The organism is Mycobacterium marinum, from assembly GCF_003391395.1.
GTDB classification, from domain to species: domain Bacteria; phylum Actinomycetota; class Actinomycetes; order Mycobacteriales; family Mycobacteriaceae; genus Mycobacterium; species Mycobacterium marinum.
On record NZ_CP024190.1, the window covers coordinates 4837968 to 4854832 of the forward strand.

Genomic DNA, 16865 nt, shown 5'->3' on the forward strand with positions numbered 1-16865 from the left:
GTATGGGGGTGTTTTTGTGTATGTTCGGCGGTGTCCTACTTTTCCACCCGAGCTGGGCAGTATCATCGGCGCTGACAGGCTTAGCTTCCGGGTTCGGAATGGGACCGGGCGTTTCCCTGTCGCTGTGGCCGCCGTAACTCTATTTAAATTTGTGCTGATGGGGGGTGTGGTGTTCTTCGACAGTAATTGTCTAAGAACATGGATATGTGGTTGCGAGGCGTTTTTGTGTTGGTAAGTTTTCGGCCGGTTAGTGCCAGTTCCCTTCACACATTACTGTGCTTCCAGGTCTGACCTATCGAACCCGTGGTCTGCGGGGGGCCTTATCCCACCAAGTGGGTGAGAAACCTGATCTTGGAGAAGGTTTCCCGCTTAGATGCTTTCAGCGGTTATCCTTTCCGAACGTGGCTATCCAGCGGTGCCCCTGGTGGGACAACTGGTGTACCAGAGGTTCGTCCGTCCCGGTCCTCTCGTACTAGGGACAGGTTTCCTCAAGTTTCTGACGCGCGCGGCGGATAGAGACCGAACTGTCTCACGACGTTCTAAACCCAGCTCGCGTGCCGCTTTAATGGGCGAACAGCCCAACCCTTGGGACCTGCTCCAGCCCCAGGATGCGACGAGCCGACATCGAGGTGCCAAACCATCCCGTCGATATGGACTCTTGGGGAAGATCAGCCTGTTATCCCCGGGGTACCTTTTATCCGTTGAGCGACACCCCTTCCACTCAGAGGTGCCGGATCACTAGTCCCGACTTTCGTCCCTGCTTGACTTGTAGGTCTCGCAGTCAAGCTCCCTTGTGCACTTACACTCGTCACCTGATTGCCGTCCAGGTTGAGGGAACCTTTGGGCGCCTCCGTTACATTTTAGGAGGCAACCGCCCCAGTTAAACTACCCGCCAGGCACTGTCCGTGAACCCGATTCAGGGTTCGACGTTAGGTGTCCAATACGATCAGAGTGGTATTTCAACAATGACTCCGCCCCAACTGGCGTTGGAGTTTCACAGTCTCCCACCTATCCTACACAAACCGAACCGAACACCAATACCAAGTTGTAGTGAAGGTCCCGGGGTCTTTTCGTCCTGCCGCGCGTAACGAGCATCTTTACTCGTAGTGCAATTTCGCCGAGTCTATGGTTGAGACAGTTGGGAAGTCGTTACGCCATTCGTGCAGGTCGGAACTTACCCGACAAGGAATTTCGCTACCTTAGGATGGTTATAGTTACCACCGCCGTTTACTGGGGCTTAAATTCTCCGCTTCACCCTTACGAGTTAACGGGTCCTCTTAACCTTCCAGCACCGGGCAGGCGTCAGTCCGTATACATCGTCTTGCGACTTCGCACGGACCTGTGTTTTTAGTAAACAGTCGCTCCCCACTGGTTTCTGCGACCGAATCCCGCTCCCACCGCAAGGGTGTTCACGGTATTCCGGTCCCCCTTCTCCCGAAGTTACGGGGGCATTTTGCCGAGTTCCTTAACCATAGTTATCTCGTACGCCTTGGTATTCTCTACCTGACCACCTGTGTTGGTTTGGGGTACGGGCCGTGTGTGTGCTCGCTAGAGGCTTTTCTTGGCAGCAGAGGATGACCGAATTCGCCTCAATCGGCTATGCATCACCTCTCAGGATTAATGAGCGACGGATTTGCCTATCGCTCTCCCTACGGGCTTGCCCCAGTATTACCACTGACTGGTACGGCTGCCTTCCTGCGTCACCCCGTCGCTTGACTACTACCAACGAAGGTTCCACGCAGCCCCGGAACTCCACGCCCCCGAAGGGGAATGATCGATCCGGTTTTGGGTGGTTAGTACCGCTGATTCATCACGGGCGCGCACACACGGGTACGGGAATATCAACCCGTTGTCCATCGACTACGCCTGTCGGCCTCGCCTTAGGTCCCGACTCACCCTGGGCGGACTGGCCTGGCCCAGGAACCCTTGGTCTTTCGGCGGGCAAGGTTCTCACTTGCCTTATCGCTACTCATGCCTGCATTCTCACTCCCCCATCCTCCACCACCGGTTACCCGGCAGCTTCGCTGAATGAGGGACGCTCCCCTACCCAACCTTGCGGTTGTCGCGGCTTCGGCGGTGTGCTTGAGCCCCGCTACATTATCGGCGCACAATCACTTGACCAGTGAGCTATTACGCACTCTTTCAAGGGTGGCTGCTTCTAAGCCAACCTCCTGGTTGTCTCTGCGACTGCACATCCTTTTCCACTTAGCACACGCTTTGGGGCCTTAGCCGGCGATCTGGGCTGTTTCCCTCTCGACGTACGGAGCTTATCCCCCGCCGTCTCACTGCCACGCTTCACACCACGGCATTCGGAGTTTGGCTGACGTCAGTAACCTAGTAGGGCCCATCGGCCATCCAGTAGCTCTACCTCCGTGGTGAAACACGCAACGCTGCACCTAAATGCATTTCGGGGAGAACCAGCTATCACGGAGTTTGATTGGCCTTTCACCCCTACCCACAGCTCATCCCCTCAGTCTTCAACCTAAGTGGGTTCGGGCCTCCACGCGGTCTTACCCGCGCTTCACCCTGGCCATGGGTAGATCACTCCGCTTCGGGTCCAGAACATGCCACTACACCCCTTACGGGGATACGCCCTATTCAGACTCGCTTTCGCTGCGGCTACCCCACTCGGGTTAACCTCGCGACATGTCCCTGACTCGCAGGCTCATTCTTCAAAAGGCACGCCATCACCCCACGAGGAGGCTCTGACGGATTGTAGGCGCACGGTTTCAGGTACTCTTTCACTCCCCTCCCGGGGTACTTTTCACCATTCCCTCACGGTACTAATCCGCTATCGGTCATCGAGTAGTATTTAGGCTTACCGGGTGGTCCCGGCAGATTCACAGCAGATTCCACGGGCCCGCTGCTACTCGGGAGTTGATACTAGGCAGGTGCCGGGTTTTCACGTACCGGGCTCTCACCGTCTACGGCAGACCATCCCAGGCCATTTCCGTTAACTGCGACACTTTCTGACTGCCTCTCAGCCAGGTAGAGCTGAGACATATCATTCCCACAACCCCGCACACACAACCCCTACCCGGTTAAACATGCGTGCGGTTTAGCCATTTTCCGCGTTCGCTCGCCACTACTTACGGAATCACAATTGTTTTCTTTTCCTACGGGTACTGAGATGTTTCACTTCCCCGCGTTCCCCCCCGCACCCTATATATTCAGGTGCGGGTAACACGACATCACTCGTGCTGGGTTTCCCCATTCGGAAATCCTCGGATCCACGCTAGGTTGACAGCTCCCCGAGGCATATCGCAGCCTCCCACGTCCTTCATCGGCTCTCGATGCCAAGGCATCCACCATGCGCCCTTAGACACTTATAAACACAAAAACCAAAGAATAAAATTGCACAACAGAACACGCCACCAAAAGGCAGCGCATCCAATTGATGCTCGCAACCACTATCCAATTCTCAAACACCACACCCCACCACCAAGATGGTGGGACAACATCCCGAAACCAACAGAGATGTTGCCTCAGGACCCAATAGTGTGTCTGGCTTGCTTGTTGTTGTGCACCCGGCTTCCGTCCACTACAGACGAGAACCCCTCACGGCTTACACCCCACCAATTGGAGTGTTTCTCGTGGTGCTCCTTAGAAAGGAGGTGATCCAGCCGCACCTTCCGGTACGGCTACCTTGTTACGACTTCGTCCCAATCGCCGATCCCACCTTCGACAGCTCCCTCCCAAAGGGTTAGGCCACTGGCTTCGGGTGTTACCGACTTTCATGACGTGACGGGCGGTGTGTACAAGGCCCGGGAACGTATTCACCGCAGCGTTGCTGATCTGCGATTACTAGCGACTCCGACTTCACGGGGTCGAGTTGCAGACCCCGATCCGAACTGAGACCGGCTTTAAAGGATTCGCTTAACCTCGCGGCATCGCAGCCCTTTGTACCGGCCATTGTAGCATGTGTGAAGCCCTGGACATAAGGGGCATGATGACTTGACGTCATCCCCACCTTCCTCCGAGTTGACCCCGGCAGTCTCTCACGAGTCCCCACCATTACGTGCTGGCAACATGAGACAAGGGTTGCGCTCGTTGCGGGACTTAACCCAACATCTCACGACACGAGCTGACGACAGCCATGCACCACCTGCACACAGGCCACAAGGGAACGCCTATCTCTAGACGCGTCCTGTGCATGTCAAACCCAGGTAAGGTTCTTCGCGTTGCATCGAATTAATCCACATGCTCCGCCGCTTGTGCGGGCCCCCGTCAATTCCTTTGAGTTTTAGCCTTGCGGCCGTACTCCCCAGGCGGGGTACTTAATGCGTTAGCTACGGCACGGATCCCAAGGAAGGAAACCCACACCTAGTACCCACCGTTTACGGCGTGGACTACCAGGGTATCTAATCCTGTTCGCTCCCCACGCTTTCGCTCCTCAGCGTCAGTTACTGCCCAGAGACCCGCCTTCGCCACCGGTGTTCCTCCTGATATCTGCGCATTCCACCGCTACACCAGGAATTCCAGTCTCCCCTGCAGTACTCTAGTCTGCCCGTATCGCCCGCACGCTCACAGTTAAGCCGTGAGATTTCACGAACAACGCGACAAACCACCTACGAGCTCTTTACGCCCAGTAATTCCGGACAACGCTCGCACCCTACGTATTACCGCGGCTGCTGGCACGTAGTTGGCCGGTGCTTCTTCTCCACCTACCGTCAATCCGAGAAAACCCGAACCTTCGTCGATGGTGAAAGAGGTTTACAACCCGAAGGCCGTCATCCCCCACGCGGCGTCGCTGCATCAGGCTTGCGCCCATTGTGCAATATTCCCCACTGCTGCCTCCCGTAGGAGTCTGGGCCGTATCTCAGTCCCAGTGTGGCCGGACACCCTCTCAGGCCGGCTACCCGTCGTCGCCTTGGTAGGCCGTTACCCCACCAACAAGCTGATAGGCCGCGGGCCCATCCCACACCGCAAAAGCTTTCCACCACAGGACATGAATCCCGTGGTCCTATCCGGTATTAGACCCAGTTTCCCAGGCTTATCCCGAAGTGCAGGGCAGATCGCCCACGTGTTACTCACCCGTTCGCCACTCGAGTATCTCCGAAGAGACCTTTCCGTTCGACTTGCATGTGTTAAGCACGCCGCCAGCGTTCGTCCTGAGCCAGGATCAAACTCTCCAAACAAAAACCCCTCGATAACGAGGTGAATTCACAATCAGAGATACCTGACAAGACGCCAATCAACTGGCATCTAAAAAAACGACTACTCCCTCACACGGGGGTGATAAGGTGTAGTCAAAAAACAACAACAAAACATAACACCAAACACACTATTGAGTTCTCAAACAACATTTCTTACTTGCACTCGCCCCTCTTCGGGGCAACCCTGCCAGCTTAATACAGATCCGGCAGGAAAGTCAAACCCGGATTTTCGATCTTCTCAGTGAAGTCCGCGCCTTCGAGCTTGGCCTTGGCTACTGTACCCGCTCAATCTCCGCTCCCAAAATCCCCAGGTACTCGACGAAAAGTGGGTAGCCACGGTCGAATTCCGGAGGGGACTGGTAAGGCCCCCACCATGGCCCGTAGGCCTCCCCGCTCGCACCTCACCGCTATTGGTTGCGCGGGGTGCGGCTTGTGCGGTTGGAACGATTGGCCACCACGGGAGGTTGCATGACTCACTACCGCATCATTGATAGCCCAATAGGGCCGCTGACCCTGGCCGGGTATGACGGCGTGTTGACCAATCTGCGGATGGTCGACCAGACCTACGAACCCAGCCGCGTCGGCTGGGAAGTTGATGATGAGGCGTTCGCCGATGCGGTGAGCCAACTCGACGCCTATTTCGCTGGTGAGCGTTTCGACTTCGATCTGGCGTTAGACCTGCGTGGGACCGAGTTCCAGCGACGTGTCTGGCGGGCACTGCTGACGATTCCCTACGGCGAAACCCGTTCCTATGGCGAAATTGCGGAGCGGATTGGTGCGCGGGGTGCGGCTCGTGCGGTTGGGCTGGCCAATGGCCGTAATCCGGTAGCGGTGATTGTTCCGTGTCATCGTGTGATTGGTGCCAGTGGGGGGCTTACTGGCTATGGGGGTGGCCTTGATCGGAAGCAGGCGTTGTTGGAGTTGGAGAGGGCGTGTGTGCCGGCGGATCTGACTGTGCGGGCGGATCTGACGTTATTCGATTGTTGACATGCAAAAACACCCCCAGAGTATGGGGGTGTTTTTGTGTATGTTCGGCGGTGTCCTACTTTTCCACCCGAGCTGGGCAGTATCATCGGCGCTGACAGGCTTAGCTTCCGGGTTCGGAATGGGACCGGGCGTTTCCCTGTCGCTGTGGCCGCCGTAACTCTATTTAAATTTGTGCTGATGGGGGGTGTGGTGTTCTTCGACAGTAATTGTCTAAGAACATGGATATGTGGTTGCGAGGCGTTTTTGTGTTGGTAAGTTTTCGGCCGGTTAGTGCCAGTTCCCTTCACACATTACTGTGCTTCCAGGTCTGACCTATCGAACCCGTGGTCTGCGGGGGGCCTTATCCCACCAAGTGGGTGAGAAACCTGATCTTGGAGAAGGTTTCCCGCTTAGATGCTTTCAGCGGTTATCCTTTCCGAACGTGGCTATCCAGCGGTGCCCCTGGTGGGACAACTGGTGTACCAGAGGTTCGTCCGTCCCGGTCCTCTCGTACTAGGGACAGGTTTCCTCAAGTTTCTGACGCGCGCGGCGGATAGAGACCGAACTGTCTCACGACGTTCTAAACCCAGCTCGCGTGCCGCTTTAATGGGCGAACAGCCCAACCCTTGGGACCTGCTCCAGCCCCAGGATGCGACGAGCCGACATCGAGGTGCCAAACCATCCCGTCGATATGGACTCTTGGGGAAGATCAGCCTGTTATCCCCGGGGTACCTTTTATCCGTTGAGCGACACCCCTTCCACTCAGAGGTGCCGGATCACTAGTCCCGACTTTCGTCCCTGCTTGACTTGTAGGTCTCGCAGTCAAGCTCCCTTGTGCACTTACACTCGTCACCTGATTGCCGTCCAGGTTGAGGGAACCTTTGGGCGCCTCCGTTACATTTTAGGAGGCAACCGCCCCAGTTAAACTACCCGCCAGGCACTGTCCGTGAACCCGATTCAGGGTTCGACGTTAGGTGTCCAATACGATCAGAGTGGTATTTCAACAATGACTCCGCCCCAACTGGCGTTGGAGTTTCACAGTCTCCCACCTATCCTACACAAACCGAACCGAACACCAATACCAAGTTGTAGTGAAGGTCCCGGGGTCTTTTCGTCCTGCCGCGCGTAACGAGCATCTTTACTCGTAGTGCAATTTCGCCGAGTCTATGGTTGAGACAGTTGGGAAGTCGTTACGCCATTCGTGCAGGTCGGAACTTACCCGACAAGGAATTTCGCTACCTTAGGATGGTTATAGTTACCACCGCCGTTTACTGGGGCTTAAATTCTCCGCTTCACCCTTACGAGTTAACGGGTCCTCTTAACCTTCCAGCACCGGGCAGGCGTCAGTCCGTATACATCGTCTTGCGACTTCGCACGGACCTGTGTTTTTAGTAAACAGTCGCTCCCCACTGGTTTCTGCGACCGAATCCCGCTCCCACCGCAAGGGTGTTCACGGTATTCCGGTCCCCCTTCTCCCGAAGTTACGGGGGCATTTTGCCGAGTTCCTTAACCATAGTTATCTCGTACGCCTTGGTATTCTCTACCTGACCACCTGTGTTGGTTTGGGGTACGGGCCGTGTGTGTGCTCGCTAGAGGCTTTTCTTGGCAGCAGAGGATGACCGAATTCGCCTCAATCGGCTATGCATCACCTCTCAGGATTAATGAGCGACGGATTTGCCTATCGCTCTCCCTACGGGCTTGCCCCAGTATTACCACTGACTGGTACGGCTGCCTTCCTGCGTCACCCCGTCGCTTGACTACTACCAACGAAGGTTCCACGCAGCCCCGGAACTCCACGCCCCCGAAGGGGAATGATCGATCCGGTTTTGGGTGGTTAGTACCGCTGATTCATCACGGGCGCGCACACACGGGTACGGGAATATCAACCCGTTGTCCATCGACTACGCCTGTCGGCCTCGCCTTAGGTCCCGACTCACCCTGGGCGGACTGGCCTGGCCCAGGAACCCTTGGTCTTTCGGCGGGCAAGGTTCTCACTTGCCTTATCGCTACTCATGCCTGCATTCTCACTCCCCCATCCTCCACCACCGGTTACCCGGCAGCTTCGCTGAATGAGGGACGCTCCCCTACCCAACCTTGCGGTTGTCGCGGCTTCGGCGGTGTGCTTGAGCCCCGCTACATTATCGGCGCACAATCACTTGACCAGTGAGCTATTACGCACTCTTTCAAGGGTGGCTGCTTCTAAGCCAACCTCCTGGTTGTCTCTGCGACTGCACATCCTTTTCCACTTAGCACACGCTTTGGGGCCTTAGCCGGCGATCTGGGCTGTTTCCCTCTCGACGTACGGAGCTTATCCCCCGCCGTCTCACTGCCACGCTTCACACCACGGCATTCGGAGTTTGGCTGACGTCAGTAACCTAGTAGGGCCCATCGGCCATCCAGTAGCTCTACCTCCGTGGTGAAACACGCAACGCTGCACCTAAATGCATTTCGGGGAGAACCAGCTATCACGGAGTTTGATTGGCCTTTCACCCCTACCCACAGCTCATCCCCTCAGTCTTCAACCTAAGTGGGTTCGGGCCTCCACGCGGTCTTACCCGCGCTTCACCCTGGCCATGGGTAGATCACTCCGCTTCGGGTCCAGAACATGCCACTACACCCCTTACGGGGATACGCCCTATTCAGACTCGCTTTCGCTGCGGCTACCCCACTCGGGTTAACCTCGCGACATGTCCCTGACTCGCAGGCTCATTCTTCAAAAGGCACGCCATCACCCCACGAGGAGGCTCTGACGGATTGTAGGCGCACGGTTTCAGGTACTCTTTCACTCCCCTCCCGGGGTACTTTTCACCATTCCCTCACGGTACTAATCCGCTATCGGTCATCGAGTAGTATTTAGGCTTACCGGGTGGTCCCGGCAGATTCACAGCAGATTCCACGGGCCCGCTGCTACTCGGGAGTTGATACTAGGCAGGTGCCGGGTTTTCACGTACCGGGCTCTCACCGTCTACGGCAGACCATCCCAGGCCATTTCCGTTAACTGCGACACTTTCTGACTGCCTCTCAGCCAGGTAGAGCTGAGACATATCATTCCCACAACCCCGCACACACAACCCCTACCCGGTTAAACATGCGTGCGGTTTAGCCATTTTCCGCGTTCGCTCGCCACTACTTACGGAATCACAATTGTTTTCTTTTCCTACGGGTACTGAGATGTTTCACTTCCCCGCGTTCCCCCCCGCACCCTATATATTCAGGTGCGGGTAACACGACATCACTCGTGCTGGGTTTCCCCATTCGGAAATCCTCGGATCCACGCTAGGTTGACAGCTCCCCGAGGCATATCGCAGCCTCCCACGTCCTTCATCGGCTCTCGATGCCAAGGCATCCACCATGCGCCCTTAGACACTTATAAACACAAAAACCAAAGAATAAAATTGCACAACAGAACACGCCACCAAAAGGCAGCGCATCCAATTGATGCTCGCAACCACTATCCAATTCTCAAACACCACACCCCACCACCAAGATGGTGGGACAACATCCCGAAACCAACAGAGATGTTGCCTCAGGACCCAATAGTGTGTCTGGCTTGCTTGTTGTTGTGCACCCGGCTTCCGTCCACTACAGACGAGAACCCCTCACGGCTTACACCCCACCAATTGGAGTGTTTCTCGTGGTGCTCCTTAGAAAGGAGGTGATCCAGCCGCACCTTCCGGTACGGCTACCTTGTTACGACTTCGTCCCAATCGCCGATCCCACCTTCGACAGCTCCCTCCCAAAGGGTTAGGCCACTGGCTTCGGGTGTTACCGACTTTCATGACGTGACGGGCGGTGTGTACAAGGCCCGGGAACGTATTCACCGCAGCGTTGCTGATCTGCGATTACTAGCGACTCCGACTTCACGGGGTCGAGTTGCAGACCCCGATCCGAACTGAGACCGGCTTTAAAGGATTCGCTTAACCTCGCGGCATCGCAGCCCTTTGTACCGGCCATTGTAGCATGTGTGAAGCCCTGGACATAAGGGGCATGATGACTTGACGTCATCCCCACCTTCCTCCGAGTTGACCCCGGCAGTCTCTCACGAGTCCCCACCATTACGTGCTGGCAACATGAGACAAGGGTTGCGCTCGTTGCGGGACTTAACCCAACATCTCACGACACGAGCTGACGACAGCCATGCACCACCTGCACACAGGCCACAAGGGAACGCCTATCTCTAGACGCGTCCTGTGCATGTCAAACCCAGGTAAGGTTCTTCGCGTTGCATCGAATTAATCCACATGCTCCGCCGCTTGTGCGGGCCCCCGTCAATTCCTTTGAGTTTTAGCCTTGCGGCCGTACTCCCCAGGCGGGGTACTTAATGCGTTAGCTACGGCACGGATCCCAAGGAAGGAAACCCACACCTAGTACCCACCGTTTACGGCGTGGACTACCAGGGTATCTAATCCTGTTCGCTCCCCACGCTTTCGCTCCTCAGCGTCAGTTACTGCCCAGAGACCCGCCTTCGCCACCGGTGTTCCTCCTGATATCTGCGCATTCCACCGCTACACCAGGAATTCCAGTCTCCCCTGCAGTACTCTAGTCTGCCCGTATCGCCCGCACGCTCACAGTTAAGCCGTGAGATTTCACGAACAACGCGACAAACCACCTACGAGCTCTTTACGCCCAGTAATTCCGGACAACGCTCGCACCCTACGTATTACCGCGGCTGCTGGCACGTAGTTGGCCGGTGCTTCTTCTCCACCTACCGTCAATCCGAGAAAACCCGAACCTTCGTCGATGGTGAAAGAGGTTTACAACCCGAAGGCCGTCATCCCCCACGCGGCGTCGCTGCATCAGGCTTGCGCCCATTGTGCAATATTCCCCACTGCTGCCTCCCGTAGGAGTCTGGGCCGTATCTCAGTCCCAGTGTGGCCGGACACCCTCTCAGGCCGGCTACCCGTCGTCGCCTTGGTAGGCCGTTACCCCACCAACAAGCTGATAGGCCGCGGGCCCATCCCACACCGCAAAAGCTTTCCACCACAGGACATGAATCCCGTGGTCCTATCCGGTATTAGACCCAGTTTCCCAGGCTTATCCCGAAGTGCAGGGCAGATCGCCCACGTGTTACTCACCCGTTCGCCACTCGAGTATCTCCGAAGAGACCTTTCCGTTCGACTTGCATGTGTTAAGCACGCCGCCAGCGTTCGTCCTGAGCCAGGATCAAACTCTCCAAACAAAAACCCCTCGATAACGAGGTGAATTCACAATCAGAGATACCTGACAAGACGCCAATCAACTGGCATCTAAAAAAACGACTACTCCCTCACACGGGGGTGATAAGGTGTAGTCAAAAAACAACAACAAAACATAACACCAAACACACTATTGAGTTCTCAAACAACATTTCTTACTTGCACTCGCCCCTCTTCGGGGCAACCCTGCCAGCTTAATACAGATCCGGCAGGAAAGTCAAACCCGGATTTTCGATCTTCTCAGTGAAGTCCGCGCCTTCGAGCTTGGCCTTGGCTACTGTACCCGCTCAATCTCCGCTCCCAAAATCCCCAGGTACTCGACGAAAAGTGGGTAGCCACGGTCGATGTGGAACACGTCGTGAACCTCGGTATCTCCGTCAGCGACCAAGCCCGCCAACACCAAACCGGCGCCGGCGCGGATGTCGGAACACCAGACTGGAGCGCTCGACAACTGAGGCAGACCACGCACCACGGCATGGTGTCCGTCGGTGCGGGCGTCCGCTCCCAGCCTGATCATCTCTTCAACGAATCGGAACCTGGCCTCGAACACGTTCTCGGTGATCATCGACGTGCCGTCGGCGATCGACGCCAGCGCGATCGCCATTGGCTGCAGATCGGTCGGAAACCCCGGAAACGGCAAGGTCGCGACATTGACAGCCTTGGGCCGCTCGTACTGCACGATGCGAAAACTGTCGTCGGTCTGCGTAACGGTGGCACCGGCGTCGTACAACTTGTGCAAAACCAGCTGCAGATGCGATGGATCAATACCCGTCACGGTGATGTCGCCACGGGTCATCGCCGCAGCGATACCCCAGGTAGCGGCGACGATGCGGTCGCCAATCACACGGTGCTCGGTCGGGTGCAATCGGGGAACGCCGGTAATCGTCATCGTCGGCGAGCCGGCACCCTCGATCTGCGCCCCCATCTGATTGAGCATCGTGCACAGGTCAACCACATCGGGCTCGCGCGCCGCATTGTGGATGGTCGTCACGCCCTCGGCGACCACCGCGGCCATCAAGATGTTCTCGGTAGCCCCGACCGAGGGGAATTCCAGCTGAATCTCCGCGCCGCGCAGGGTGTCTGCCTGGGCCACCACACACCCATGCTCGATATTGCACTGCGCGCCCAGTTGACGCAGGCCAGCCTGGTGCATGTCCAACGGCCGGGACCCGATCGCATCTCCGCCCGGCAGCGCAACCTTGGCCCGTTTACATCGTCCGACCAGGGGGCCGAGCACACATACGGAAGCCCGAAACTGCCGCACTGCGGCGAAGTCTGCGTCGTATTTCGGCTCGTCGGGCGAGGTAATGCGGGCCACATCTCCGTCGAGTTCGACGGTGGCGCCGAGCCCGCGCAACACCTCTGCCATCAGCGGCACATCGAGGATGTCGGGGCAGTTGGTGATTGTGCTGGTTCCCTCGGCCAGCAGCGTCGCCGCCATGAGCTTGAGCACACTGTTTTTAGCGCCCCCAACAGCGACTTCGCCTGACAACCGGTTCCCACCGGTGACCACGAATCGCTCCGCCACCCGCGTCAGTCTAGTGAAGCGCTATCAGCTTGTCAGTCAACCAGGTAAGTCATCCGGGTACCGTTTGATCATGGCGATCCATCTGACCCGTATCTACACCCGGACCGGCGACGACGGAACTACAGGATTGAGTGACTTCTCCAGGGTTTCCAAGAACGATCCGCGCCTGGTGGCCTACGCAGACTGTGACGAAGCCAACTCCGCGATCGGCGTTGCAGTCGCGATGGGCAGCCCCGATCCACAACTCGCCGACGTGTTGCGGCAGCTCCAAAACGACTTGTTCGACGCCGGCGCGGACCTATCGACACCGCTGAAACGCTCCCAAGACCAGCCAGAGCACGCTGCGCTGCGCATCACCGAGGCCTACATCCAACGGCTCGAGGGCTGGTGTGACAAATATAACGAGACCCTGCCCGCCTTGAATTCCTTTGTGCTGCCGGGTGGTTCGCCTTTGTCCGCACTGCTGCACGTCGCCCGGACAGTCGCACGGCGGGCCGAGAGGTCAGCCTGGGCCGCTGTCGAAGCGGACCCCGAAGGCGTCAGTGCGCTGCCCGCGAAATATCTGAACCGGCTCTCGGATCTACTGTTTATTCTGGCGCGAGCCGCCAACCCGGACGGCGACGTGCTGTGGCGACCGGGCGGCAACAGGCCCGGCGCCGGATAGATCAGAAGCTAAGCGCTCCAACAGGAACTGCCGACCGGCGCGTCGAGCAGCCACTGTTCGGGCCGCTACTTACCGCGCGAACGAGAGCCGTCAGCGGCTTCGCTTTTGGGCACGAGGCGAAGGACGAGACTCGAGCCAAGACAGAAATGCGGTCAACGCACCCTGATCGAGCGCGAGTTCGGAGCCGGGTCTGCGGTCCTGGCTGCTGTCGCGCAGTTCGAGAACCACGATCTTGTCGGTCATGATGTCATACTCGTCGCCGCGGGGTCCCCGCCGAGCGATGATCTCGACACCTCGTCGGCTGAGCCGCCGATCTGGCCATAAGCGCAAACTCGACAAGCGGTAGAACCGCGCTTCGCCGCCGCGGTAGCGGATGACGCCGTGACGCCACCCGTGCCCTCCGATAGCCGGGATATCACGCATGATCCCGGCGGTGCCGCCCTGGCGCAGCTTCCATAACCGGTAGCTCAGCGCAAGCACCGCCATACCCAACAGGACAACCAGCACGACCATGCCGACCATGGGCGCGCTCACCGGGCTGTTAGTCGATCGCGCCGACGGCGCGCAATCTAGCGCGACCCCTGGCGGCGGTACGGGGATCGTCGGATTCGGAGTCCTGCCTCGCCACAGCCTCATCGATCTCGGACTCGAACTCCGCGGATTCAGCCAGAATGCTGACCCCGGCGTCCGTCACCGACATGAAGCCACCGTCCACTGCGATCCGCAGATCCTTGTCGCCGTCGCGTTCAACGCGCACCATCGCGTCGTCGACCAACTGGGCCACCAACGGGATATGGTTCGGGAGAATTCCGATCTCACCGACGGTAGTGCGGGTGAAAAGAAACGTTCCCGCGCCCGACCAGATCTTCCGATCAACAGCAACGATCTCGACGTTCAATTCGGCCATGTCACACCACCTTTCGACTTAGCAGGAGACCAGCCACTACAGTTTGGCGCCGAGGCTCTCGGCCTTCTTAGCCAAGTCGTCGAGCCCACCGATGAGGAAGAACGCCTGCTCAGGCACGTGGTCGAACTCGCCCTTGCACAACCGGTCAAACGCCTCGATGGTCTCCTTGACCGGCACCGTCGAACCCGGCTGACCAGTGAACTGCTCGGCCGCCATCATGTTCTGGGACAGGAACCGCTCGATCCGGCGGGCCCGGTTGACCAGCTGCTTGTCCTCTTCGGACAGCTCGTCGATACCCAGAATCGCAATGATGTCCTGAAGGTCCTTGTAGCGCTGCAGGATTCGGATGACTTCCTGCGCCACCCGATAGTGCTCGTCACCAACCACACCGGGGTCCAGGATGGTCGAGCTGGATGCCAGCGGGTCCACCGCGGGGAAGATGCCCTTGGAGAACACCGCACGCGAGAGCTCGGTGGTGGCGTCCAGGTGCGCGAACGTGGTGGCCGGCGCCGGGTCGGTGTAGTCGTCGGCGGGCACATAGACGGCCTGCATCGACGTAATCGAGCGTCCCCGCGTCGAAGTGATTCGCTCCTGCAGCTCGCCCATCTCGTCAGCCAGCGTGGGCTGGTAACCCACGGCTGACGGCATGCGGCCCAGCAGTGTGGACACCTCCGAGCCGGCCTGGGTGAACCGGAAGATGTTGTCGATGAACAGCAGCACGTCCTGGCCGGCCTCATCGCGGAACCACTCCGCCATGGTCAGCGCGGACAGCGCAACGCGCATACGGGTGCCGGGCGGCTCGTCCATCTGGCCGAACACCAGCGCGGTGTCCTTTAGCACGTTGGCTTCCTGGAGCTCGACCCACAGGTCGTTGCCCTCACGGGTGCGCTCCCCCACGCCGGCGAACACCGACGTACCACCGAAGTTACGAGCGATACGGTTGATCATCTCCTGGATCAGCACCGTCTTGCCCACGCCGGCACCGCCGAACAGCGCGATCTTGCCACCACGCACATATGGAGTCAGCAGGTCGACGACCTTCAGGCCGGTCTCGAGCATCTCGGTGCGAGGCTCGAGGTCCTCGAAGGCCGGCGGCTTGCGGTGAATCGACCAGTGCTCGAAGTCTTCTCCGTAGCCGGGTTCATCCAAGCAGTCCCCGAGCGCGTTGAAAACGTGACCCTTGACACTCTCACCGACTGGAACCGAGATCGGTCGGCCCGTGTCAGTGACCTCCGTACCACGGACCAGGCCGTCGGTGGGTTGCAGCGAGATCGTGCGCACCAAGCTGTCGCCGAGGTGCTGCGCCACCTCCAACGTGAGGGTTTTTGCGAGCGACCCGAAGTCGATCTTCGCATGCAGAGCGTTAAACAGCTCGGGAACAGAACCGCGGGGGAACTCGACGTCGACGACCGGCCCGGTGACCCGCACCACGCGGCCGCTGGTCTCTGAACTTGCAGACTTGTCAGTCTTTTCGGCTGTAACAGTCATATCTTTCTTCGCTTCCTCGTGGGCCTGTCTAGCGAGCGTCCGCCAGCGCGTTTGCGCCACCGACGATTTCGCTAATCTCCTGGGTGATCTGGGCCTGGCGCTCCCGGTTTGCCATCAGTGTCAGCGCCTTGATCAGGTCGTCGGCGTTATCGGTCGCCGACTTCATCGCCCGCTGACGCGACGCTAGCTCCGATGCCGCAGATTCGAGCATTGCCGCATACACGCGGGTAGTCAGATACCTCGGCAAAAGAGACTCGAACAGCGTGGTCGCATCCGGTTCAAATGAGTAGAGCGTCCTCGGGCCGGTTTCCTCGACGTACTCCACGACCATGGGTGCCATCCGGCGTGCCTCGGTCGACTGCGACAGCATCGATTTGAACTCGGTGAACACGATGTGCAGTTCGTCAACGCTCTGCTCGTTGTCGGACTGCAAGTCCTCGCCTTCGCCAGCGCCCAGCATGAACGCATCTACCAGCGTGGAAGCGATCTCCGCGGCATTCTCGTACTTCGGCTGCTCGGAGAAACCCGTCCACGATTGGGCGATGTCCCAATTGCGGAATGTGTAGTAAGCCAACGCCTTGCGGCCCACAACGTAGAGAACCGGTTGCTTGCCCTCCTCACGCAGAAGTGAGAAGAGTTCCTCGGAACGCCGGAAGACATTGGCGTTGTACGCACCGCATAGACCGCGGTCAGAGGACACCACCAAAACCCCCGCCCGCTTCGGCTCCGGGTGCTCAACCAACAAGGGATGGTCGAGAGCAGCGTCCGCAGCCAGGGTGGTGAGCATCTGAGTGATCTGGTCGGCGTAGGGCCGGGCGGACTCGAGTCGAGCCTGCGCCCTGGCGATGCGCGACGTCGCGATCAGCTCCTGAGCCTTGGTGATCTTCTTGATCGATCCGGCCGAGCGGATCCGTCCGCGCAGTTCGCGAAGTGTGGCAGCCATCTCATATACCTATGTGTG

At 58.2% G+C, this 16865-nt stretch carries 7 protein-coding genes and 6 rRNA genes; 2 read left to right on the forward strand and 11 right to left on the reverse strand.

Features of this window, described 5'->3' with window-relative positions; translation table 11 throughout:
* Positions 1 to 22: 22 nt before the first annotated feature.
* The 3 genes from rrf (CCUG20998_RS20205) to CCUG20998_RS20215 form a co-directional block, all read right to left on the reverse strand.
* Positions 23 to 136: ribosomal RNA gene (gene rrf / locus CCUG20998_RS20205) — 5S ribosomal RNA — on the reverse strand.
* A gap of 91 nt (positions 137 to 227) precedes the next feature.
* A 23S ribosomal RNA gene (locus CCUG20998_RS20210) occupies positions 228 to 3332 on the reverse strand.
* 275 nt (positions 3333 to 3607) lie between these two features.
* Positions 3608 to 5138: ribosomal RNA gene (locus tag CCUG20998_RS20215) — 16S ribosomal RNA — on the reverse strand.
* A gap of 486 nt (positions 5139 to 5624) precedes the next feature.
* Between CCUG20998_RS20215 and CCUG20998_RS20220 the strand changes: the two genes are divergently transcribed.
* Positions 5625 to 6143 carry a methylated-DNA--[protein]-cysteine S-methyltransferase gene (locus CCUG20998_RS20220; protein WP_020730048.1) on the forward strand — a complete coding sequence of 173 codons (519 nt, stop codon included), beginning with the start codon at positions 5625 to 5627 and terminating at the stop codon, positions 6141 to 6143.
* Between the two features lie 42 nt (positions 6144 to 6185).
* Here the strand turns inward: CCUG20998_RS20220 and rrf (CCUG20998_RS20225) are convergent.
* The 4 genes from rrf (CCUG20998_RS20225) to murA form a co-directional block, all read right to left on the reverse strand.
* Positions 6186 to 6299 (reverse strand): 5S ribosomal RNA (gene rrf / locus CCUG20998_RS20225).
* A gap of 91 nt (positions 6300 to 6390) precedes the next feature.
* Positions 6391 to 9495, reverse strand: a 23S ribosomal RNA gene (locus tag CCUG20998_RS20230).
* 275 nt (positions 9496 to 9770) lie between these two features.
* Positions 9771 to 11301: ribosomal RNA gene (locus CCUG20998_RS20235) — 16S ribosomal RNA — on the reverse strand.
* The 16S, 23S and 5S rRNA genes sit together here, the layout of an rRNA operon.
* 290 nt (positions 11302 to 11591) lie before the next feature.
* The gene (gene murA, locus CCUG20998_RS20240) at positions 11592 to 12845 is read right to left on the reverse strand and encodes a UDP-N-acetylglucosamine 1-carboxyvinyltransferase (protein WP_012395668.1); all 1254 of its coding nucleotides are present in this window, start codon (positions 12843 to 12845) and stop codon (positions 11592 to 11594) included.
* Positions 12846 to 12915: 70 nt separating this feature from the next.
* Between murA and CCUG20998_RS20245 the strand changes: the two genes are divergently transcribed.
* The gene (locus CCUG20998_RS20245) at positions 12916 to 13509 is read left to right on the forward strand and encodes a cob(I)yrinic acid a,c-diamide adenosyltransferase (protein ID WP_036456210.1); all 594 of its coding nucleotides are present in this window, start codon (positions 12916 to 12918) and stop codon (positions 13507 to 13509) included.
* Positions 13510 to 13599: 90 nt separating this feature from the next.
* Here CCUG20998_RS20245 and CCUG20998_RS20250 read toward each other — a convergent pair whose 3' ends face one another.
* Genes CCUG20998_RS20250 through CCUG20998_RS20265 form a run of 4 tightly spaced genes read right to left on the reverse strand, consistent with a single transcriptional unit; the run spans position 13600 to position 16847 of the window.
* Positions 13600 to 14043, reverse strand: a complete 444-nt coding sequence (locus CCUG20998_RS20250; protein WP_103653987.1) for a DUF2550 domain-containing protein — start codon at positions 14041 to 14043, stop codon at positions 13600 to 13602.
* 7 nt (positions 14044 to 14050) lie between these two features.
* Positions 14051 to 14416, reverse strand: a complete 366-nt coding sequence (locus CCUG20998_RS20255) for a F0F1 ATP synthase subunit epsilon (RefSeq protein WP_012395670.1) — start codon at positions 14414 to 14416, stop codon at positions 14051 to 14053.
* Positions 14417 to 14452: 36 nt separating this feature from the next.
* Entirely contained in the window at positions 14453 to 15904 is a 1452-nt protein-coding gene (gene atpD / locus CCUG20998_RS20260) for a F0F1 ATP synthase subunit beta (protein ID WP_011741624.1), read from the reverse strand.
* 28 nt (positions 15905 to 15932) lie between these two features.
* Complete coding sequence (locus CCUG20998_RS20265; RefSeq protein WP_020730045.1) at positions 15933 to 16847, reverse strand: F0F1 ATP synthase subunit gamma; 915 nt, start codon at positions 16845 to 16847, stop codon at positions 15933 to 15935.
* Positions 16848 to 16865 lie beyond the last annotated feature (18 nt).

Excerpts from the sequence above, each read along its gene's own strand:
- CCUG20998_RS20220 (WP_020730048.1), top strand. The coding sequence starts at position 5,625 with ATGACTCACTACCGCATCATTGATAGCCCAATAGGGCCGCTGACCCTG.
- CCUG20998_RS20265 (WP_020730045.1), bottom strand. The coding sequence starts at position 16,847 with ATGGCTGCCACACTTCGCGAACTGCGCGGACGGATCCGCTCGGCCGGA.
- CCUG20998_RS20255 (WP_012395670.1), bottom strand. The coding sequence starts at position 14,416 with ATGGCCGAATTGAACGTCGAGATCGTTGCTGTTGATCGGAAGATCTGG.
- CCUG20998_RS20245 (WP_036456210.1), top strand. The coding sequence starts at position 12,916 with ATGGCGATCCATCTGACCCGTATCTACACCCGGACCGGCGACGACGGA.
- atpD (WP_011741624.1), bottom strand. The coding sequence starts at position 15,904 with ATGACTGTTACAGCCGAAAAGACTGACAAGTCTGCAAGTTCAGAGACC.